This is a genomic window from Litoreibacter sp. JB4-2 (assembly GCF_055693445.1).
Window position 1 is genome coordinate 803,515 of the sequence record NZ_CM146334.1, and the last position, 19,046, is coordinate 822,560.

General features: G+C 58.6%; 22 protein-coding genes. 14 read left to right on the forward strand and 8 right to left on the reverse strand.

Features of this window, described 5'->3' with window-relative positions; genetic code table 11:
• Window positions 1-327: a preprotein translocase subunit YajC gene (yajC, locus tag ACZ1G7_RS03990; RefSeq protein ID WP_472662493.1), complete on the reverse strand. Its 327-nt coding sequence runs from the start codon at window positions 325-327 to the stop codon at window positions 1-3.
• Between the two features lie 273 nt (window positions 328-600).
• Between yajC and ACZ1G7_RS03995 the strand changes: the two genes are divergently transcribed.
• The 6 genes from ACZ1G7_RS03995 to ACZ1G7_RS04020 all read left to right on the forward strand — a co-directional run bounded on the left by ACZ1G7_RS03995 (window position 601) and on the right by ACZ1G7_RS04020 (window position 6,228).
• Window positions 601-1,347, forward strand: coding sequence for a trypsin-like serine peptidase (locus ACZ1G7_RS03995; RefSeq protein ID WP_472662494.1), 747 nt, complete (start codon window positions 601-603; stop codon window positions 1,345-1,347).
• Window positions 1,348-1,428: 81 nt separating this feature from the next.
• Window positions 1,429-2,721: a serine--tRNA ligase gene (gene serS / locus ACZ1G7_RS04000; protein ID WP_472662495.1), complete on the forward strand. Its 1,293-nt coding sequence runs from the start codon at window positions 1,429-1,431 to the stop codon at window positions 2,719-2,721.
• A gap of 106 nt (window positions 2,722-2,827) precedes the next feature.
• The gene (locus ACZ1G7_RS04005; protein WP_472662497.1) at window positions 2,828-3,526 is read left to right on the forward strand and encodes a hypothetical protein; all 699 of its coding nucleotides are present in this window, start codon (window positions 2,828-2,830) and stop codon (window positions 3,524-3,526) included.
• 59 nt (window positions 3,527-3,585) lie between these two features.
• Entirely contained in the window at window positions 3,586-4,383 is a 798-nt protein-coding gene (gene surE / locus ACZ1G7_RS04010) for a 5'/3'-nucleotidase SurE (protein ID WP_472662499.1), read from the forward strand.
• Window positions 4,380-5,033 carry a protein-L-isoaspartate(D-aspartate) O-methyltransferase gene (locus ACZ1G7_RS04015; RefSeq protein WP_472662500.1) on the forward strand — a complete coding sequence of 218 codons (654 nt, stop codon included), beginning with the start codon at window positions 4,380-4,382 and terminating at the stop codon, window positions 5,031-5,033. The genes surE and ACZ1G7_RS04015 overlap by 4 nt, the downstream gene beginning before the upstream one ends.
• Window positions 5,034-5,115: 82 nt before the next feature.
• The gene (locus tag ACZ1G7_RS04020) at window positions 5,116-6,228 is read left to right on the forward strand and encodes a peptidoglycan DD-metalloendopeptidase family protein (RefSeq protein WP_472662502.1); all 1,113 of its coding nucleotides are present in this window, start codon (window positions 5,116-5,118) and stop codon (window positions 6,226-6,228) included.
• 262 nt (window positions 6,229-6,490) lie between these two features.
• Here the strand turns inward: ACZ1G7_RS04020 and ACZ1G7_RS04025 are convergent, their stop codons facing one another.
• From ACZ1G7_RS04025 to ACZ1G7_RS04040, 4 genes are read right to left on the reverse strand one after another with little or no spacing between them, the layout of a single operon-like run.
• Window positions 6,491-7,330 (reverse strand): ATP-binding protein, encoded by an 840-nt coding sequence (locus ACZ1G7_RS04025; protein ID WP_472662504.1) that lies wholly within the window; start codon window positions 7,328-7,330, stop codon window positions 6,491-6,493.
• The gene (tatC, locus tag ACZ1G7_RS04030) at window positions 7,327-8,244 is read right to left on the reverse strand and encodes a twin-arginine translocase subunit TatC (RefSeq protein WP_472662506.1); all 918 of its coding nucleotides are present in this window, start codon (window positions 8,242-8,244) and stop codon (window positions 7,327-7,329) included. The genes ACZ1G7_RS04025 and tatC overlap by 4 nt, the downstream gene beginning before the upstream one ends.
• Window positions 8,241-8,837, reverse strand: a complete 597-nt coding sequence (tatB, locus tag ACZ1G7_RS04035; RefSeq protein WP_472662508.1) for a Sec-independent protein translocase protein TatB — start codon at window positions 8,835-8,837, stop codon at window positions 8,241-8,243. Before tatB ends, tatC begins: the two co-directional genes overlap by 4 nt.
• Before the next feature lie 27 nt (window positions 8,838-8,864).
• Window positions 8,865-9,074 carry a twin-arginine translocase TatA/TatE family subunit gene (locus ACZ1G7_RS04040; RefSeq protein ID WP_472662510.1) on the reverse strand — a complete coding sequence of 70 codons (210 nt, stop codon included), beginning with the start codon at window positions 9,072-9,074 and terminating at the stop codon, window positions 8,865-8,867.
• 232 nt (window positions 9,075-9,306) lie between these two features.
• On the opposite strand from ACZ1G7_RS04040, the gene ACZ1G7_RS04045 reads away from it, so the two are divergent.
• Window positions 9,307-9,624 (forward strand): hypothetical protein, encoded by a 318-nt coding sequence (locus ACZ1G7_RS04045; protein WP_472662512.1) that lies wholly within the window; start codon window positions 9,307-9,309, stop codon window positions 9,622-9,624.
• 1 nt (window position 9,625) lies between these two features.
• Complete coding sequence (locus ACZ1G7_RS04050; RefSeq protein WP_472662514.1) at window positions 9,626-10,303, forward strand: helix-turn-helix transcriptional regulator; 678 nt, start codon at window positions 9,626-9,628, stop codon at window positions 10,301-10,303.
• Between the two features lie 72 nt (window positions 10,304-10,375).
• On the opposite strand, the gene ACZ1G7_RS04055 is transcribed toward ACZ1G7_RS04050, so the two are convergent.
• Both ACZ1G7_RS04055 and ACZ1G7_RS04060 read right to left on the reverse strand, forming a co-directional pair.
• Window positions 10,376-10,822, reverse strand: coding sequence for a DUF6314 family protein (locus ACZ1G7_RS04055; protein WP_472662516.1), 447 nt, complete (start codon window positions 10,820-10,822; stop codon window positions 10,376-10,378).
• Between the two features lie 6 nt (window positions 10,823-10,828).
• A complete protein-coding gene (locus tag ACZ1G7_RS04060; protein ID WP_472662518.1) occupies window positions 10,829-11,164 on the reverse strand; it encodes a hypothetical protein in 336 nt (111 codons plus the stop codon).
• Between the two features lie 80 nt (window positions 11,165-11,244).
• Between ACZ1G7_RS04060 and purB the strand changes: the two genes are divergently transcribed.
• The 4 genes from purB (at window position 11,245) to ACZ1G7_RS04080 (ending at window position 14,651) form a co-directional block, all read left to right on the forward strand.
• The gene (purB, locus tag ACZ1G7_RS04065) at window positions 11,245-12,546 is read left to right on the forward strand and encodes an adenylosuccinate lyase (RefSeq protein ID WP_472662520.1); all 1,302 of its coding nucleotides are present in this window, start codon (window positions 11,245-11,247) and stop codon (window positions 12,544-12,546) included.
• Window positions 12,547-12,629: 83 nt separating this feature from the next.
• Entirely contained in the window at window positions 12,630-12,794 is a 165-nt protein-coding gene (locus ACZ1G7_RS04070) for a hypothetical protein (RefSeq protein ID WP_472662522.1), read from the forward strand.
• 125 nt (window positions 12,795-12,919) lie between these two features.
• The gene (locus ACZ1G7_RS04075) at window positions 12,920-13,453 is read left to right on the forward strand and encodes a tetratricopeptide repeat protein (protein ID WP_472662524.1); all 534 of its coding nucleotides are present in this window, start codon (window positions 12,920-12,922) and stop codon (window positions 13,451-13,453) included.
• A gap of 115 nt (window positions 13,454-13,568) precedes the next feature.
• A complete protein-coding gene (locus ACZ1G7_RS04080; RefSeq protein ID WP_472662526.1) occupies window positions 13,569-14,651 on the forward strand; it encodes a FliG C-terminal domain-containing protein in 1,083 nt (360 codons plus the stop codon).
• A 51-nt stretch (window positions 14,652-14,702) separates the two neighbouring features.
• On the opposite strand, the gene lon is transcribed toward ACZ1G7_RS04080, so the two are convergent.
• On the reverse strand, window positions 14,703-17,123 hold the full coding sequence (lon, locus tag ACZ1G7_RS04085) for an endopeptidase La (protein ID WP_472663660.1): 2,421 nt from the start codon (window positions 17,121-17,123) through the stop codon (window positions 14,703-14,705).
• Window positions 17,124-17,447: 324 nt separating this feature from the next.
• On the opposite strand from lon, the gene ACZ1G7_RS04090 reads away from it, so the two are divergent.
• The gene (locus ACZ1G7_RS04090) at window positions 17,448-18,299 is read left to right on the forward strand and encodes a hypothetical protein (RefSeq protein WP_472662528.1); all 852 of its coding nucleotides are present in this window, start codon (window positions 17,448-17,450) and stop codon (window positions 18,297-18,299) included.
• A gap of 68 nt (window positions 18,300-18,367) precedes the next feature.
• Window positions 18,368-18,871 (forward strand): YcxB family protein, encoded by a 504-nt coding sequence (locus tag ACZ1G7_RS04095; RefSeq protein WP_472662530.1) that lies wholly within the window; start codon window positions 18,368-18,370, stop codon window positions 18,869-18,871.
• Window positions 18,872-19,046 lie beyond the last annotated feature (175 nt).

The window sequence follows — 19,046 nt, forward strand, 5'->3', positions numbered from 1 at the left end:
TTATTTCGCCGGTTCCGTCTTGCTCATCACTTGCGCGATGGTCGATTTGACGATGCGGACTTTGACGTCTTTGGCGATCTCAACCTCGACCTCATTCGCATCATCGGCGCCCACTTTGGAGACTTTGCCAATCACCCCGCCTTGGGTCACGATCTGGTCGCCACGGCGCACGGCCTGCACCATAGCGGCGTGTTCCTTGACCTTCTTTTGCTGCGGGCGGATCAGCAGGAAATACATGATCGCGAAAATCAGAATGAGCGGTACGAACTGGGCAAAACCAGATGCGCCACCCCCGGCGGCCTGTGCATAAGCAGGAGAGACGAACATGTCGTGGTCCTTTTGGTTGCAGGGCTCTTGAAAGGCCCGTTTGAGTTGCGCCGCACCCTAGGTCCAAGCCGGGTCAGGTGCAACGGCTAAGCGCGGCACCGCGCGGGCGATTTCGGAGCGTTCTTCCCCAGATAAGCATCCAAGACGGGCTTTCCACTGCAACGGCGCAATTTTCAACAGTTGAACGCAAAATGCGATGTCGTTTGCCGCGCCGCTTTACCTCTCCCCGGGGCGTGCTATCGTTTTGGTCCAATCACATGGTTGCGCTCTTTTATGACACTCCGCCTGTATCGCTTACTTTTCGCAGCTTGCCTTGGCGCAATCACCGTCGGTCTATCGACCGCCTCAGCGTTCGAGCTGGCATTGTCGCAATCGGCACGCCAGGACTGGCCCTATGTCGGCCAAATCAGCCATGGCTATGACCGTTTGGGAATTTGCACCGGAACATTGATCGCCCCTGACAAGGTTCTGACGGCTGCCCATTGCGTCACAAACCCAAGCAGCGGAAAGATCGCGCCCTTTCACCGGGTGCAGTTTCGCGCGGGCCTGCATGAGGGCGAAGACGCGGCCTCCTCCTTTGCCAAATCCATCCGCGTGCACCCGAAATATTTAGAACTGAAGCAATCGGGTGCGGAAGAACCGCTCGACCTGTTCGCCTACGACATCGCATTGGTGGTGTTGCGACACCCTATTTCTGATCTGGCGCCGGCCACGCTGACGATGCCCTCAGACCCCAGCGGCGGTGTCAGCGTGATGGGCTATCAAAAGGGCAGCAATGACACGTTGGTCGACTATGTGGGCTGCGCCGTGATCCAGCAGGATGCGCGCTTTTTGGGGCTCGATTGCCGCGTCAAATCGGGCACATCAGGTGGACCTGTGTTGAAGAAAACCGGCGAGGATTGGGATTTGGTCGGCGTCGTCGTCGCCAATACCGGAAAATCGCAGGCCGACATCAAAGGGGTAGCCGTGCGTGTCGATATGGAGACCCTGCCCCAGATTTTCACAGACATCTTTCCCTAGCAATTGCCGCGCAGGTCTTCTAATCAGCGCCGCATGGGTCTTTGGCCCGTATAACCTGATATAATCAAAAGGACTTGAGCCATGCATGACATACGCATGATCCGCGAGACCCCAGAGGTCTTTGATGCCGCGATGAAGCTGCGGAAGTCCGAGATCTCATCCGCCGACGTGTTGGCCATTGATGCCGCACGCCGCGCCAAGATTGCAGAGGCCGAGGCCGCCAAAGCCGACCAAAACGCCGCCAGCAAAGAGGTGGGCGCCGCGAAGGCCAAGGGGGACGAGGCCGAATTTGAGCGTCTGCGCGCTCTGGTTGCCGAAAAGAAAGATGCCGTCGCGCGGCTGAACGAAGACGCCAAGGCCGATGATGCGAAGCTCACCGACCTGCTGATGAGCCTTCCCAACATCCCCTTTGAGGATGTGCCCGTCGGCGACAGTGAGGACGACAATGTCGAGATCAATCGCTGGGGCAATCCACGCAGCTTCCCGTTTGAGCCGAAAGAGCATTACGCTCTACCATCGGTTCAGGACGGTATGGATTTCGAGACAGCCGCAAAGCTGGCTGGTGCACGCTTCGTGCTGCTATCGGGCGCCGTCGCGCGCCTGCATCGCGCTTTAGCGCAGTTCATGCTCGACACGCATACCGAACAGAACGGTTTAACCGAGACCTGGGCGCCAGTTCTGGTCAATGAGGCGATGATGTATGGCACAGGCCAGCTGCCGAAATTTGGCGAAGACAGCTACCAAACGACCGAAGGCATGTGGTTGATCCCGACCTCCGAAGTGACGCTGACCAATATCGTCAATGGCGTAACGATGGATCAAAGCTACCTGCCGCGCCGCTACACCGCACATTCGCAGTGTTTCCGGTCTGAAGCGGGCAGCGCCGGGCGCGACACCGCCGGCATGTTGCGCCAGCACCAGTTCGAGAAGGTCGAGATGGTTTCCGTGACGCATCCGGGTGAAAGCCGCGACGAGCTGGACCGCATGACCAAATGCGCGGAAGGCATTTTGGAGGCGTTGCTGCTGCCCTACCGCACCGTGGTTTTGTGCACCGGCGACATGGGCTTCGGCGCGCGCCGCACCCATGACATCGAGGTCTGGCTGCCAGGACAGGGCAAATACCGCGAGATCAGTTCGGTTTCGGTCTGCGGCGATTTTCAGGCGCGGCGCATGAATGCGCGGTTCAAGCCCGAAGGCGGCGGCAAGCCGGAATTTGTCCATACGTTGAATGGCTCCGGGCTGGCTGTGGGGCGCTGCCTGATTGCGGTGCTGGAAAATGGCCAGCAGCAGGATGGCTCCGTTGAGCTGCCAGTCGCATTGCATCCCTATCTGGGTGGCAAGTCGACCTTGACCCCGTTTGGCACTTTGGTCTGAGGAATTGCGCCGCGCTTGCGCGCGCCGCGATGCTGGGGAGGCTCTGCCTCCCCAGACCCCACCGGAATATTTTTGAAACAATGAAGATCAAAGCGAGGTTGCACGTATGAGGGCAGGTTTGGTTCTGGTTGCAAGCCTGGCCTTTGCGGTGTCGCCCTTTCTCAACCCGGAATTCGGCGGGTTCGACCCCGAGCGCTACCCGATCCCGCAACGCAATCCGCCCGTGCAACCGGCAGGCTACGCATTTGCCATTTGGGGCGCGATCTATCTGTGGCTGATAGTCTCCGCCGGGATTGGGGCCCTGCGCTACCGCGATGACCCGAGCTGGAATGCCGCCCGCCTACCCCTGCTTGTCAGTCTGGCGGTGGGCGTCTTTTGGCTGCCCGTAGCACTTGTATCCCCCGTTTGGGCCACGGTGATGATCTGGGTCATGCTAGGCGGCGCGATTGCCGCATTACTGCGATCAAGCACCGCAACGCCGTCTTGGGCCCTGAAACTGCCCTTGGGGCTCTATGCGGGCTGGCTGAGCGCTGCATCCTTTGTCTCGATTGGGTTGCTGGGCGCAGGCTATGGCATCGTGTTTGCGGAGCGGGGCTGGGCCATAGTCGCCCTGTTTGCCGCCGTGATCTTTGTGTCTGCCATCCAATGGAACGCGCGCGGCATCTGGACCTTCGGCTTGGCGGCTGGATGGGGGTTTGCCGCGATTGGCGTGGCGAATGTGCAAAACGCGTCTGTCATTGCCGGGCTCGCAGGTGTTGCTGCGCTGCTCACCTTTGGATTTGCGGGCCTCAGCGCGCGGCGCTGACTTTACCCTGCCGCGCCGCTGCACTAGGTCTTGAGAAACCGCAAAAAGGGGCTCATGCCATGCGCATTCTGATCACCAATGATGATGGCATCAACGCGCCGGGCCTCAAGGTCTTGCACCAGATCGCCATGGAAGTCGCGGGCCCGGAAGGTGAGGTCTGGACCGTCGCGCCTGCGTTCGAGAAGTCAGGCGTGGCGCATTGCATCAACTACGCCCACCCCACGATGATTGCGCAAATGGGCGAGCGCGCCTTCGCCGCCGAGGGTGCGCCCGCAGATTGCGTGCTGGCGGGCGTCCATGACGTCATGGCTGACGCCCCACCCGATCTGATCCTGTCGGGGGTAAACAAAGGCAATAACTCCGCCGAGAACACGGTGTATTCCGGCACGATTGGCGCCTGTATGGAGGCAGCACTTCAAGGCATCCGATCCATCGCGATGTCGCAATATTTCGGCCCCGCCAATGCTCAGCTTGCTGACCCGTTTGAGGCCGCGGCCCAGCACGGGGCCGCTGTGGTGCGCGCGCTTCTCGAACATGGCGCGTGGGGCGGCGACAGCCATGCGCAGGGCTATCAAACCTTCTATAACGTTAACTTCCCGCCTGTGCCCGGCGCGGATGTCAAAGGGCACAAGGTGGTGGCGCAGGGGCGCAGGCCATCGGGTGGGTTCGGGATTGAGCCGCATCTGCCGCCCAATGGCCGGAAATATCTGTGGATCCAGGGCAACCCGCAAAATGTCAGCTCCGGCGAAAACACCGACGCGACCGTCAACCTTGATGGCTATATCTCCGTCACGCCGATGCGCTGCGATCTGACCGCGCATGACCAGCTGCCCGCATTGGAAGCTGCGTTAAAATGAACGATGCGTCCGGGTCCGAGGCGGAACGCAAAATGCAGTTCCTCTACGCGCTACGCTCCAAAGGCGTGATGGATACGCGCGTGCTGACGGCCATGGAAAAAGTCGATCGCGGGGCCTTCGTGACCGGGCATTTCGCCGACCGCGCCTATGAGGACATGCCGCTGCCAATCGCCTGCGGGCAAACGATCAGCCAGCCCTCCGTGGTGGGGTTGATGACGCAGGCGCTGGACGTGACCTCGCGCGACAAGGTTCTCGAAGTCGGCACCGGCTCGGGCTATCAGGCCGCCGTGCTCAGCCATCTGGCGCGGCGCGTCTACACGGTCGACCGGCACGCGGCGCTGACCCGCCCGGTCAAGCGCATGTTCGAAGAGATGGACATCACCAACATCACAGTGCTCAACGCAGATGGCAGCTTCGGGCTGCCCGATCAGGCGCCGTTTGATCGCATTATCGTGACCGCGGCGGCGGAGGACGCGCCCGGCCCCCTCTTGGCGCAATTGCGCTTGGGCGGTATCATGGTGGTGCCGGTGGGCCAATCCGACACGGTGCAGCACCTCATCAAGGTGACGAGGCTTGAGCAAGGCTTTGATTACCAAGAGCTTATGCCGGTACGATTTGTCCCCTTGCTTGAAGGGTTGGCGCAAGAGTAAAAGACCATAAGGCCCGAATATACGGGTCAGGTATAAGGGTAGAGCAATGCGGAGCAGGCGTTTCAGCAAGATATTGCCAATCATGGCAGTTGGGTTCGGGCTTTCGGCCTGCGACTCCATCAACAATTCAATCGCAAATCTGGACTTCGATCTGCGCAACAACGCGGGCGGGTTGGATACGTCCGACGCGGCGCGTCAGGCGACGCTGGACCGGCCCGAGCCGGATGCGCGCGGCGTGATTTCCTACCCCAGCTATCAGGTGGCTGTGGCGCGTCGGGGTGACACGGTCACGACGCTGGCCAACCGCGTGGGTGGCCGTCCGGACGAAATCGCCGGGCTCAATGGCATGAACCCCGCCGACACATTCCTCGGCGGTGAAGTGATCGCCCTGCCCGCCTCCTTGCCCGCCCCCGCCGTTATTGGCGGAACCGGCACGGGCAACATTTCCGACATCGCGACCAGCGCCATTGATCGCGCGCCAGCGGCACAGGGTGGGATTGCGCCTGCGCAGGCATCCAAACGCATTGATGGCCCGGAGCCGTTGCGCCACCGGGTCGAGCGCGGCGAGACGGCTTATTCCATCGCGCGGCTCTACAAGGTTTCCGTCCGCTCGCTGGCTGATTGGAATGGGCTTGGGCCCGATCTGGACGTGCGCGTCGATCAGTTCTTGCTGATCCCGGTCGTCGATAGTGCCGTACAACCAACACCCGTCGCAGCAGCGGCCCCCGCAACCGCACCGGGTCAGGGAACACAAACCCCAACACCGCCTTCGGCCGCCAAACCATTGCCTGCGCCCGTCCCGGCGGCCAAAGCACCTGAGGTGAAGAAACCGCAAGCAGCGGCGCCGTCGGCTTTCGCGCGGCCTGTGTCGGGTGAAATTATTCGCCCCTATAAGAAGGGCAAGAATGAAGGCGTCGATATTGCGGCGGCGTCCGGCACACCAGTGGCAGCCGCCGCTGACGGCACGGTCGCAGCCATCACGCGCGACACGGAACAGGTTCCGATCCTTGTGATGCGTCACCCCAACAACGTCCTGACGGTCTATGCCAATATCTCCGGTATCACCGTCAAAAAGGGCGACACCGTCAAACGCGGCCAGAAAATTGCGCAAGTCGGAAGCGGCTCGCCAGCCTTCCTGCACTTCGAAATTCGCGAAGGATTCGAAAGCGTTAATCCGCAAAAATACTTCAAGTAAGAGGTTACTTTCAGGCCATTAACCACTGGTTAACGTTCACGTTAACCTTTGGTTAAGACCTGTGGCGTTTTCAGTGTATTTTTAACACGAAAGGGATGAAATTCGCCCGCATTGCTGCCATCAGAGATGGCGATTATGAGCCTGTAATAGGTATATATTTACGTATTGTTTAGTGAGTTTTACGAACGTCATTTCCAAGCGATCGAATTAAGAAAACCTGTGATGTTCCTCACCCCTCATCACAGGTTTTTCTCGCAATAAGCTACAGCGCGACGCCCCGGCGCCCGGCCAAATCCGTGAAATACTGCCACGCCACCCGGCCCGACCGCGCCCCGCGGGTTTGCTGCCATTCGACCGCCTCGGCGCGCAAGGTCTCGGCATCGATATCCACGCCGTAAGCGTCACAATACCCCCGGATCATCGCGAGGAATTCGTCCTGATCGCAGGGGTGGAAGCCCAGCCAAAGCCCGAAGCGGTCTGACAGGGAAACCTTCTCCTCAACAGCCTCGGACGGATTGATCGCACTGCCGCGTTCATTCTCAATCATATCGCGTGGCATCAGGTGGCGGCGGTTGGACGTGGCATAGAGGATCACATTCTCTGGCCTACCCTCAATGCCACCATCAAGCACCGCCTTGAGCGATTTGTAATGCTCGTCATCATGGCTGAAGCTCAGATCGTCGCAAAAGAGCACAAACCGCGTATCGGACGCCGCGCGCAGCACGGTCAGCAACCTGCCGACGGAGGGAAGGTCCTCGCGTTGCAACTCGATCAGCTTCAATGGCTGGCTGGCGCTGACATGGGCGTGGATCGCTTTGACCAGCGATGATTTCCCCATCCCGCGTGCGCCCCAAAGAAGCGCATTGTTGGCGGCAAAGCCTTTGGCAAATTGCTCCGTATTGGCCAGCAGTGTATCGCGCGCGCGTTCAATCCCAACAAGCAGCTCGAGCGGCACGCGCTTGACGTCCTCGACAGGTTGCAACCGGTCTGGGCTGACGTGCCACAGGAAGGCAGCGGCCTGCGTGAAATCAGGTGTTTTGCCTGGTGGCGGCGAAACACGCTCAAGCGCCTCAGCTATCCGCAATAGTGCGTCGTCGTTCAAGGCCCGCGATCCTCTGGATGGGTTTCGTCCTCATCCTCATCTTCGTCCCAAAGCCCCTCTTCGCGGAGCTTCGCTTCGCGTTGCTTCTCAACGCGGGACACAAGGAAGATCGAGACTTCATAAAGCCCGTACACCACCACAAAGAGCAGAAGCTGCGTTGTCACATCAGGCGGCGTGACCAAAGCCGCGACCGTCAGGATGCCGACAATTGCATATTTGCGAACGTTTTTCAGCCCGGCGGAGGAGGCCAAACCGGCCTTGCCCATCAGCGTCAACAACACAGGCAATTGGAAGCACAGCCCGAAGGCCACGATCATTTTCAACGTGATATCAAGGCTTTCATTGACTTTGCCGTTGAAGACAATGTCGATCCCGGTATCCGCAGCACCTTCGACCACCTCTTCTGAGGCGATCAGCGTCGCGAAGTAAGACGGCAGGTCCGCAAAGCCCAGGAAAAACTGCATCGCCAGCGGCACAACAACATAGTGCGCGAAGGATGCGCCCAGCAGGAACATCACGGGCGACGCGATCAAGAACGGCAGAAACGCGTTCTTTTCCTGCTTATAGAGCCCCGGCGCTACGAAGCGCCACAGCTGAAACGCAATCACCGGGAAGGACAGGCAAAGCCCGCCGACCATTGAGATGCGGATCAGGGTAAAGAAATATTCCTGCGGCGCGGTGTATTGCATCACCGGGTTCGGGTTACCCAAGGCGCGCATGGTGTTCTCAATCGGCATCAGCAGGAAATCCAGGATCATGCCGCCAAAGGCAAAGCAGATCGACATGGCCACGATAAAGGCCAGCACAGACCTTATCAGCCGCGTGCGCAGCTCCGCCAGATGCTCGATCAGCGGGGCTGAGCTGTCTTCCATCTCTTCCGGCATCTCGTCCGGCGTCGCGTTGGTGTCGCTCATGATCCCGCTTTCTTAGACGCAGGTTTCTTCGCCGCTGGCTTTTTCGCCGCAGCCTTGCTTGTCGTGGCCTTGCTCGCAGCAGCTTTACTGGCAGGCTTCTTGGCCGCGGCAGCTTTCGCCGCAGGTTTCTTGGGCGCCGCTTTCTTTGCAGCGGGCTTCTTGGCGGGCGCTTTCTTGGCTGCCGGTTTGGCCTCAGGTTTCGGCGCCGCAGCCTCCGCCGCCTCTTTCGCGCGGCGCTCCGCCTCACGCTTGGCGGTTGCCTCCTGAATTTTCTTCGCGGCCTCGGCACGATCCTTAGCAAGCGCCTGCGTCGCGGAGCCTTCTTTGTAGTCGCTGGGGTCAATCGCCTTTTTCACCGCATCCAACCCCATTTTCTTGGGGTTGGTCGCGGCCTTGAGGGTCTTGGTCACATCAGCAACGCCTGCATCATCGGCGGCAGCTTCCATGGCGCTGGAAAACTCGCGCGCCATACGCCGCGCCTTGCCGGTGAACTGCCCCACCGTGCGGAACATGCCAGGCAGGTCCTTGGGGCCAACCACGATCAACGCGACCAGCCCAATGATCAGCAGCTCCATGCCACCTATTCCGCCCATATCAGCGCTCCCGGCTTAGATTGCGGATCAGGCTTTGTCTTTTTCGTCTTCCGGTGTGACGTCCTTGGCGGCCACGGCCTCGTCAATCTCGTTCTTGCTGTCATCAACGCCCTTCTTGAACGCCGTGATGCCTTTGCCCACTTCGCCCATCAGCGACGAGACCTTGCCGCGGCCAAACAGCACCAGCACGACGACCGCGATGAGGATCAGGCCAACCGGGCCAATATTGTTGAACATGATGTTTCTCCCGTCAGGGGCGCAGGTCGCGCCCTGTTGAATTTGTCTGTTGTGATATTTAGGGCCTCCGCCCCTCTGCGGGAAGCGCCAATTGCGGGGAATTTTGGCTCTGGGGCGGGTTTTTGCGGGCCTGCGCAGAAATTTCACGTTTGGACAAACGCTCCTGACAGGTTTATGTCAGGAGTGGTGAGCGACAAAGGCCATATCGAAACAGAATCATAGGACCTTCGACATGACTAACTCCGCAGCCGCTAAAATCGCCGAAATCGTGCAGTTCAAACTCAAGCCGGGCATCTCCGATAACGACTATCTGGCGTTGAACGCCCCAAGCCACACCTATTCCAGCGCCCTGCCCGGCTTCGTGTCGCGCAGCCTGTCAAAAGGCGAAGACGGGAAATGGACCGACTACGTCGTCTGGGACAGCATGGCGCAAGCACAGGCCGCCGCAAACGGGTTCATGGCGCAGGAATTTGCACCCGCCATGATCGGCGCAATTGACGAGACCACCCTAAGCATGACCCACCAACACATTCTTTGGCAGCCCAGCTGACATGCGCCGCACCGACCGCCTGTTTGACCTGATCTTGATCCTGCGCGACGGGCGTTTGCACCGCGCCGAGGATCTGGCACGGCAATTGGAGGTATCGGTGCGCACGATCTACCGCGATATGGACACGCTGCTCTTGTCTGGTGTGCCTGTCGCGGGGGAGCGGGGGATGGGCTACATGATGACCGCGCCCATCACCCTGCCCCCGTTGAACCTAACCCTGACCGAACTTGAGGCCCTGCATCTCGGCATGGCCGTCGTAGGTGAAGCCGCCGATGATGAGCTGCGCCAGGCCGCCAAAACCCTTTCCGCCAAAATCGACGCCGTGCTGCCCGAAGACCGCTCGACCCCGCCCTCAGGATGGGGCTTCGCGGTCTACCCGTTTCAAGACGCCGCCGCCGGGTTCCGCTTCATGCCGCAAATCCGCAAGGCAATCCGCTCCCGTCAGAAGCTGGAGATCACCTACGCCAATGACAAAGGTGCGCGGTCAACGCGGGTGATCCGGCCCTTGCAGATGGAATATTGGGGCCGCGTCTGGACCGCGTCCTGCTGGTGCGAGCTGCGCAACGATTTTCGCATGTTTCGCGTCGACCGGATCCGGTCGCTCAAAGTGCTGGCCGAATTGTTTGTCGAAGAACAAGGCAAATCGCTCGCCGATCTCAAGGCCCGTGAAGATAAATAGCGCCCTGATCGTAGCGATCACGCGCCGCTGGCAGAATTTAGAATGCGCGGGCACGCGCGCCTTTGGATCACCTTATCCGCTCTCGACCCGGGTATAATCAGACAGCATCCGGTAATCCTTGCGCGGGCCTTTCACGCGCCACATCGCCCGCCAGCTTTGGCGTCGCGCGGACCAGCGCGTAAAATCATAACTCACATGATACAGGTCCGGGTCGCAGAAATGTTCCGCGTCGGGCATCAGCCGGTCGGTGCGAATCTCGTGAAAATCGCGCCCGTCTTCGAATTTAACGACAATTCTGCCATCTGCCGCTTCCCAAATGTAGCGGCGCGTGGCCACCATCGGGGGCTGCTCGCCAAAACTCAGCGACCCGCTTTCGATATAATCTAGGCTAGTTTCGCTGCGCCGGGCGAATTGAGCCTCGCCCGTCAACGCGCCCTTTGCGTTCGACAAGCGGTCTTCGATCACGCGTGACAGGCTCCACGCGCCTTCGAACTCTTCCAGTTTGGGTACCTGTGCCATCGGCACTTACTCCACAATCAACCCTTCCGTGACGAAGCCACTTTGAGAAATAAACCTTAAGCTTACATCACTAATGTGGCGTTCAACCCGGTAGCACTCCCACCCATCAGAGGGTGGCCACTGGCTGCAATACGCATCGCCACGCACCGCCCAATATCCCCAGGACGATCTACCATGATCATAGAGCGTTCGGCCCGATTTGTAAAAAACTTGGCGCGCATCCTCATATTGCAAGGTCGTGTCGTCCAGCGCCGCCTCCAGATCAGCCCCGCTCAGCGCTACCCAGTCTTGCGCGGCCACGGGGCCGGTCAGCGCCAAAACCAAGGCCATCTCTTTGAACATCGCCGGTCTCTCCCTTGTGACCCCTGCCCGCGCGGTTTAAGACGCGCGCATCGCAGATACAAATCACGAAAGCGCTGTTCATGATCCCCAGATACTCCCGCCCTGACATGGTTAAAATCTGGTCTCCAGAGACCAAATTCCGCATCTGGTACGAGATCGAGGCGCATGCCTGCGACGCCATGGCCGATCTGGGCGTCATCCCGCGCGAAAACGCTGAGGCCGTCTGGAAGGCCAAAGATGTCGAATTTGACGTCGCCCGCATCGACGAGATCGAGGCCGTCACCAAACATGACGTCATCGCCTTTCTGACCCATCTGGCCGAACATGTCGGCAGCGATGAGGCACGCTTCGTCCATCAGGGCATGACCAGTTCAGACGTGCTCGACACCTGTTTCAACGTCCAGCTCGTGCGCGCCGCAGATATCCTGATCGCAGATGTCGAAGGTCTGCTGACCGCCCTGAAAAAACGCGCGATCGAACATAAAGACACGCTGCGCGTCGGCCGCTCCCACGGCATCCATGCCGAACCCACCACGATGGGCCTGACCTTCGCGCGCTTCTACGCCGAAATGGACCGCAACCTGACCCGCCTGCGCACCGCGCGCGATGAAATTTCCACTGGTGCTATTTCCGGCGCCATCGGCACCTTCGCCAATGTAGACCCGCGCGTCGAAGAACATGTCTGCGAAAAACTCGGCCTGTCGCCCGAGCCGATCTCGACCCAAGTCATCCCCCGCGACCGCCACGCCGCCTTCTTTGCTGCCCTCGGCGTCGTCGCGTCCAGCATCGAAAACATCTCGACCGAGATCCGCCACATGCAGCGCACCGAAGTGCTGGAAGGGGCTGAATTCTTCTCCATGGGCCAAAAAGGCTCCTCGGCCATGCCGCATAAAAAGAACCCGATCCTGACCGAAAACCTGACCGGCCTCGCCCGCGTCGTGCGCATGGCAGTGGTGCCCGCGATGGAAAACGTGGCCCTCTGGCATGAACGCGACATCTCCCACAGCTCGGTCGAACGCAATATCGGCCCCGACACCACGATCACGCTCGATTTCGCCCTCGCGCGCCTCACCAGCGTGATCGACAAAATGCTGATCTTCCCCGACAACATGCTCGACAACATGAACAAATTCCCGGGCCTCGTGATGTCGCAGCGCGTGCTGCTGGCCCTCACCCAAGCTGGCGTCAGCCGCGAAGATGCCTACGCCATGGTGCAGCGCAACGCGCTCAAAGTCTGGGAACACCGCACAGATTTCCGCGAGGAGCTGCTCGCTGATGAGGACGTTCTCAAGGCGCTGTCGGTCGAGGAAATCAACGAAAAATTCGACATGGGCTACCACACCAAACACGTTGATACGATCTTCAAACGCGTCTTTGGCTAGGTCAATCTGCCTGCGGCATTTCGTGATTTTGCCAAACACGCTTCGCGTGCTAGCTTTTGGGTACGCAAATCAGGAGAGTTAGAATGAAGACCAAGATCCTTGCCGCGACCCTGGCCCTGACCCTCGCCCCTTCGGTGGCGCTTGCCATGGGCTGTAGCGGAGGCGACCACAAGCAAGCTGCGTCCTGCCAGGCAGGCAGCAGCTGGGACGCTGACAAAGGCCTCTGTATCGCCAACCCAACCGGGTAATACGCGCCAGACAGCAGAATTATTCCCGAAGGGCGGTGCACTTTAATGTGCATCGCCCTTTGTGATTTTTGCCCTAAGTTTGGGGCAGTCAAAACGAACAAGTCACATCACAAAGGAATTTTAAAATGCGCCTCACATCCCTCGCCATCGCCGCACTGCTGGCACCAAGCATTGCTTTCGCCGCAGGCTCCGACAGCTCCACTCCGCCCAAAACCACCAAGACCTCCACCGAATGCGCGGCCGGTCAGATCTATGACGAAAAGACCAAAGCCTGCCTCGATAAATCCTCGTCGCTGCTAGGCGATGATCAACGCTACGAGGCCGTGCGCGAGCTGGCATATGCCGCTCAATACGACCGCGCGCTCGACGTGCTGGGTGCCATGGCGCAAGACGACACACGTGTGCTGACCTATCGCGGCTTCATCGCCCGCAAGACCGGCGATATGGACAGTGCGATGCGCTACTACACCGCAGCGCTTGAAGCCAATGCCGACAACATTCTGGCGCGCTCCTATATGGGTCAAGGTCTGGTCGAGGCCGGCGATCACGCCGGCGCCAAACTGCAGCTGGCCGAAATCCGCACCCGTGGCGGGCGCAACAGCTGGGCTGAATTTGCGCTGAAATCTGCTTTGGATACCGGCGTCAGCACGAATTACTAAAGCCCTATTCGACTAAAATTGGCGGCATCTGGTCTCCCGGATGCCGCCTTTGCATAACCGTCTCTTAACCCGTTCAAGGCATTGATACCCCTGCGCAAAGGGGTGAAACACGGCGATGCAATCTAAAGTTATAAACAAACCGGACGCGGGCGCGGCCAATCTGCCCGCGCTTGCTGGTCCTCAAAAAGCCGCCATCATTATCCAGATGATCTTGTCGGAAGGCGGCAGCATTCCACTGTCCAGCCTCAGCCCACGCGGTCAGGCCCGCCTGATGCAGGATTTCGTCGAACTCGGCCGCGTCGACCGCGCGACACTCGCAAGCGTGGTTGCCGATCTCGAACGGGATATGTCGATGGTTGGGCTCAGCTTTCCGCGCTCCGTCACCGATGCGCTTGAGACGCTTGAAAACCATCTCAACCCCGACGTTGTCAGCGATCTGCGCGGCCAGTTGGGGCTGATCGCAGCCCCCTCGCCCTGGAACCGCATCACAACGCTCAGCGTCGATCAACTGATCGAACTGATCCCGCATGAAGACGCGAAAGTGGCCGCGGTCGTGCTGTCAAAGCTCGACCCCGAAAAAGCGTCCGAGATTCTCGACCGGGTTCCGCCCGACCAAGCGACAGAGCTCGCGCTCGCCATGCAAAACACCAAGACCGTCAGTCCCGAATTGCTGGGGCAGATCGGTCAGATGCTGGTCAAAGCGATCCCGCAGGAAAAGCCAACAGCCTTTAGCGATGCGCCTGCTTTGCGCGTCGCCAACCTGCTGAACGCAGCCTCCCCAGACCGCCGTGACGAGGTTTTGGAATCCCTCGCCGAAAAAGACGCCGATTTCGGTGCGCAAGTACGCAGCAAGATCTTCACCTTCGCCGATATCGCGACACGCATCAGTGAGGTCGATATCGCCAAGCTGACCCGTGATGTCGCGCAGGAAGACCTGATCGTCGCGCTCGCCTTCACAAAGGACACCGAAGCCGCCTCATCAGAATTCATCCTTAACAATATCTCGCAACGGATGGCCGACGCCCTGCGCGAAGAAATGGCTGAACTTGAAAGCGTCGACAAAAAAGCGGGGGAGGCCGCGATGGGTAAAATCACATCCGCGATCCGCGCGCTTGCCGATGCAGGGGAAATCACAATCCTGCCCCCAAATCTGATGATGACACAGCCGACGCGGCATAGCGCCACCTCCCCGAACTAAAAAAGGGCGCTCCAACCAGAGCGCCCTTTTTTCATTTTGCTTAGTCTAAGGTCAGTGCGTAGCAGCAGCGCCCCCGGCAGCAGCGTCTTTCGCCAAAGCTGCCGCGGCGGCGGCTTCTTCCGCAGCCTCATCCCATTCGATAGCCACAGGCGCCGAAATCAAAGCATGCTCCAACACTTCGGAGACATGGCTCACAGGAATGATCGTCAGCCCGTCTTTGACGTTGTCGGGAATATCAGCCAGGTCTTTTTCATTCTCCTCAGGGATCAGCACGGTTTTGATACCGCCGCGCAAAGCCGCAAGAAGCTTCTCTTTCAACCCGCCGATTGGCATCGCGTTGCCGCGCAGCGACACCTCACCCGTCATCGCAATATCTTTGCGCACCGGGATTTGCGTCAGCACCGAAACAATAGACGTCACCATCGCCAAACCCGCAGAAGGCCCATCCTTTGGCGTCGCACCATCAGGCACGTGCACGTGGATATCGAGCTTGTCGAATGCAGGCGGTTTCACCCCGATTTTGGGCGAGATCGACCGCACATAAGAAGACGCCGCATCAATCGACTCCTTCATCACGTCGCCAAGCTTACCTGTCGTTTTCATCCGCCCTTTGCCCGGCAGGCGCAAAGCTTCAATCGACAGCAACTCACCACCGACAGATGTATAAGCCAGACCTGTCACAACACCAATCTGATCTTCCTTCTCAGCAAGGCCGTAGCGGTATTTTTTCACACCCAGGAAATCATCCAAATTGTCCGGGGTCACGGTGACGGTTTCGACCTCCTTGCGCACGATCTTGGTCACGGCCTTACGGGCCAATTTGCCAATCTCGCGCTCAAGGTTCCGAACGCCCGCTTCGCGGGTGTAGACGCGGATCATCTCCATCAGCGCCTCATCGGTCAGGTCAAACTCACCCTTTTTCAAGCCATGGTTCTTCACCTGCTTGCCAATCAAATGTTGGCGCGCAATCTCGGATTTCTCCTGCTCGGTGTAGCCGGCCAGCGGAATGATCTCCATCCGGTCCAACAATGGGCCCGGCATGTTGTAGCTATTCGCCGTCGTCAGGAACATCACATCAGACAGGTCATATTCGACCTCCAGATAGTGATCCGCAAAGGTTGCGTTCTGCTCAGGATCGAGCACTTCCAACATGGCAGAGGCCGGGTCACCCCGGAAATCCTGGCCCATCTTGTCGATTTCATCAAGCAAGATCAGTGGGTTGGTCGTTTTCGCCTTTTTCAGCGCCTGAATGATCTTACCGGGCATCGACCCGATATAGGTCCTCCGGTGACCACGAATTTCGCTTTCATCACGCACACCGCCCAGCGAGATGCGAATAAACTCGCGCCCCGTGGCCTTGGCAACAGACTTGCCCAGCGATGTCTTGCCCACGCCCGGAGGGCCGACAAGGCACATGATCGGGCCCTTCAGCTTCTTGGAACGTTGCTGCACCGCAAGGTACTCAACGATGCGTTCCTTAACCTTTTCAAGGCCATAGTGGTCATCATCCAGCACGGCTTGCGCCTTGGCCAAATCCTTTTTGACACGGCTTCGCACGCCCCACGGAATGCCCAGCATCCAGTCAAGATAGTTGCGCACAACCGTGGCTTCAGCCGACATCGGGCTCATATTTTTGAGCTTTTTGATCTCGCCCTGAACCTTTTCCAAAGCCTCTTTCGACAGCTTGGTTTTGGAAACGCGCTCTTCCAGCTCAGCCACTTCGTTCTGGCCATCCTCGCCGTCGCCCAGCTCCTTCTGAATGGCCTTCATTTGCTCATTCAAATAATATTCGCGCTGCGTGCGTTCCATCTGGGTTTTGACGCGCGATTTGATCTTTTTCTCGACGGTCAGCACCGACATTTCGCCCTGCATCAGCCCGTAGACTTTCTCAAGCCGTTCAGTGACGCTCAGCGTTTCCAGCAGGTTCTGTTTTTGATCCAGCTCAACACCCAAATGTCCACCAACCAAATCGGCCAGACGCGCCGGTTCATCGGTTTCCGCGACAGAAGACAAAGCGTCTTCAGGGATGTTCTTTTTGACCTTGGCGTAACGCTCAAATTCTTCGCCAACCGATTTGACCAAAGCGGCGAGCGTTGTGTCGTCGCCCTGTGTCTCGCCCAGCTCAACCGCATTGGCTTCAAAGAAGTCAGGGTTTTCAACGAAATCAAGGATTTGCACGCGCGAACGCCCTTCGACCAGCACTTTGACAGTGCCGTCGGGCAGCTTCAAAAGCTGCAACACATTCGCAAGCACACCGACTTCGTAAATCCCGTTCGTGTCAGGGTCATCAACGGACGGATCGATTTGCGCCGACAGCAGGATCTGCTTGTCGTCTTTCATCACTTCCTCAAGGGCGCGCACGGATTTGTCACGCCCAACAAAAAGCGGCACGATCATATGCGGGAACACCACGATATCGCGCAGTGGCAATACCGGGAATGAATTGTCAAAGGTCCCGTTTTCTTCAGTCATGCTCATTTCTTTTCCTTCTTGGCAAGATCGCCACGGCCTCGAAAGGCGTCTGGTCCCGCTTGGCGGCAACGCTCGGGCGATCCCCTCTTGGGTTTTGGCCTCAACTCAGTGATTTAGGCCCGTTTAACACCAAATGGGGTGGCGCAAACCGGCTTTCAACCGACCAATTTTCTTTCATCTACTTTGCCCCTAAGGGTTCGTTAATCACAAGGGCCGCAGACGCCACAATTTGTAGAAAATTGTCACTATTTGCCTGACCACTGCCCAAACCGCGCCTCAAATGTAGGCCATTAATGCATCTGAACGAGTTTTTAGGGCCAATTGATGCTCAAAGTCTTAACACGTCACCACAAACGTTTCGGGTTGTTCTCATTTGGGATGGCCTGTTTCAGCTTGTCCGTCTTCGCACGTGCCGGGCTTGGCTTCGGACAGGTCGCGAACCTGGCCTTCTTCGCCCTTGCCATTGTGTTGTTCCTCGGGCTGGCCTTTGCGCTCTATGCCATCAAGCCGGGCAAACGTGGCGTGTTGGAAATCGCGGGGGTCTCCGGGCTTCTGACCACCGCCGCAATCGTTTATGCCTCAGACGAAAATTTTGCAGTCGCATTCTCGCTTACAGCGTTTCTGGCGGTCTTTACCCTGTTATACATGCTGTTACGCAGCCGTTTGTCAAAAACCCTGGGCCGCAGGATCACGCACAGGTCGCGCCATTCCAGCGATTTCCCCTATCCCGCCAAACTGGTCTGGAAACACTGCATTCCCGGTGAGGCAGCCCCCAAAGACAACTGCACCCGGTCCATCGAAAGCTATGAGGCCAGCGATGATGATGAGGACACGATCCGCATCAACTTCAAGGCGCGCCGCGCCGGCAAGGCTTGGTACGATGTGACATTCCTGGAAAAAGACCCGCCGCGGTCGTGCCGGTTCTATTTTGAAGGGCAAGAGGCCGACGGCACGTTGGTTGACGGCATCTTCACCTTCAAAGTCGAAGTGACCGACCGCGCCAATTGCACCCTCATCGCCTATGAAGAACGCAATGGCCTCGCCCTGAACCACCTGATTGAACGCTGGTTTGATGACCCGCTGGGACACCAAAGCGACAAACTGGTCGAGCTTCTGGACACACGCTACGGCGACGGCTCTGGCGTAACCAAACCGCTGTCGCATGCGGCTGAATAGGCGCGTGATCTAGACAGATATCGCGCTGCCGCTTGCCTCCGCGACCAGCGGTTCTTAGGGTCGCGCCAATGGAAGACATCTCCCTAAGCCACACGATGACAGAAGCCGCATTCATGCGCGCAGCCCGGGTCATTTGGTCCTATCGCGGCTTTGGGCCACGCGGGCTCTGGGTACTTTCAATCGCTCTGTTGGTATGCGGATTGGGCCTGCTTTGGGTCGGCCATCCGTTAGGTTTGGTCTGCGTCGCAACAGCTGCATTTTTGGCGGGATTTGGGGCAGTGCGCAGCTGGCTCTGGCGCCGCCGTTACCGGCGCCGCACAGACTATGCCGGCCCGGTCGACATCCGGCTCACCGAATCCAATCTGATCACGACATCGCAGACCGGAACATTGAACATCCCCCTCAATGCCTTTGCCAACTACGCCGAAACGCCGGACTACATATTTCTCTTTCACCGCAAGCATGGGTTACAAATCCTGCCCAAATCCGCCTTCCCCACGGATGAGGCGGTGGAAAACGCGCGCATCTGGATCACGGCCGCGATGCCGCGCCGGAAAATGCACTGGACCTAGGGTCAGGACCCATTAATCCTACGCCGCTGGTTTGACAGATTTTTCCTGTGATGAGGCACATCTGCGCAGGAACTCTTGTTGAATTTCAAGCTGATGTAACGAAACTCACAGGGAAAATCTGTCAAATCCAAAGGACGACAAAACCGCTTCGTTTCAGCAGCGTGAGCCATTTGCA

What these genes read in the sequence shown, in the direction of transcription:
- yajC (WP_472662493.1), bottom strand. Translation starts at nt 327, where the DNA reads ATGTTCGTCTCTCCTGCTTATGCACAGGCCGCCGGGGGTGGCGCATCT.
- ACZ1G7_RS03995 (WP_472662494.1), top strand. Translation starts at nt 601, where the DNA reads ATGACACTCCGCCTGTATCGCTTACTTTTCGCAGCTTGCCTTGGCGCA.
- serS (WP_472662495.1), top strand. Translation starts at nt 1,429, where the DNA reads ATGCATGACATACGCATGATCCGCGAGACCCCAGAGGTCTTTGATGCC.
- ACZ1G7_RS04005 (WP_472662497.1), top strand. Translation starts at nt 2,828, where the DNA reads ATGAGGGCAGGTTTGGTTCTGGTTGCAAGCCTGGCCTTTGCGGTGTCG.
- surE (WP_472662499.1), top strand. Translation starts at nt 3,586, where the DNA reads ATGCGCATTCTGATCACCAATGATGATGGCATCAACGCGCCGGGCCTC.
- ACZ1G7_RS04015 (WP_472662500.1), top strand. Translation starts at nt 4,380, where the DNA reads ATGAACGATGCGTCCGGGTCCGAGGCGGAACGCAAAATGCAGTTCCTC.
- ACZ1G7_RS04020 (WP_472662502.1), top strand. Translation starts at nt 5,116, where the DNA reads ATGGCAGTTGGGTTCGGGCTTTCGGCCTGCGACTCCATCAACAATTCA.
- tatC (WP_472662506.1), bottom strand. Translation starts at nt 8,244, where the DNA reads ATGAGCGACACCAACGCGACGCCGGACGAGATGCCGGAAGAGATGGAA.
- tatB (WP_472662508.1), bottom strand. Translation starts at nt 8,837, where the DNA reads ATGGGCGGAATAGGTGGCATGGAGCTGCTGATCATTGGGCTGGTCGCG.
- ACZ1G7_RS04040 (WP_472662510.1), bottom strand. Translation starts at nt 9,074, where the DNA reads ATGTTCAACAATATTGGCCCGGTTGGCCTGATCCTCATCGCGGTCGTC.
- ACZ1G7_RS04045 (WP_472662512.1), top strand. Translation starts at nt 9,307, where the DNA reads ATGACTAACTCCGCAGCCGCTAAAATCGCCGAAATCGTGCAGTTCAAA.
- ACZ1G7_RS04050 (WP_472662514.1), top strand. Translation starts at nt 9,626, where the DNA reads ATGCGCCGCACCGACCGCCTGTTTGACCTGATCTTGATCCTGCGCGAC.
- ACZ1G7_RS04055 (WP_472662516.1), bottom strand. Translation starts at nt 10,822, where the DNA reads ATGGCACAGGTACCCAAACTGGAAGAGTTCGAAGGCGCGTGGAGCCTG.
- ACZ1G7_RS04060 (WP_472662518.1), bottom strand. Translation starts at nt 11,164, where the DNA reads ATGTTCAAAGAGATGGCCTTGGTTTTGGCGCTGACCGGCCCCGTGGCC.
- purB (WP_472662520.1), top strand. Translation starts at nt 11,245, where the DNA reads ATGATCCCCAGATACTCCCGCCCTGACATGGTTAAAATCTGGTCTCCA.
- ACZ1G7_RS04070 (WP_472662522.1), top strand. Translation starts at nt 12,630, where the DNA reads ATGAAGACCAAGATCCTTGCCGCGACCCTGGCCCTGACCCTCGCCCCT.
- ACZ1G7_RS04075 (WP_472662524.1), top strand. Translation starts at nt 12,920, where the DNA reads ATGCGCCTCACATCCCTCGCCATCGCCGCACTGCTGGCACCAAGCATT.
- ACZ1G7_RS04080 (WP_472662526.1), top strand. Translation starts at nt 13,569, where the DNA reads ATGCAATCTAAAGTTATAAACAAACCGGACGCGGGCGCGGCCAATCTG.
- lon (WP_472663660.1), bottom strand. Translation starts at nt 17,123, where the DNA reads ATGACTGAAGAAAACGGGACCTTTGACAATTCATTCCCGGTATTGCCA.
- ACZ1G7_RS04090 (WP_472662528.1), top strand. Translation starts at nt 17,448, where the DNA reads ATGCTCAAAGTCTTAACACGTCACCACAAACGTTTCGGGTTGTTCTCA.
- ACZ1G7_RS04095 (WP_472662530.1), top strand. Translation starts at nt 18,368, where the DNA reads ATGGAAGACATCTCCCTAAGCCACACGATGACAGAAGCCGCATTCATG.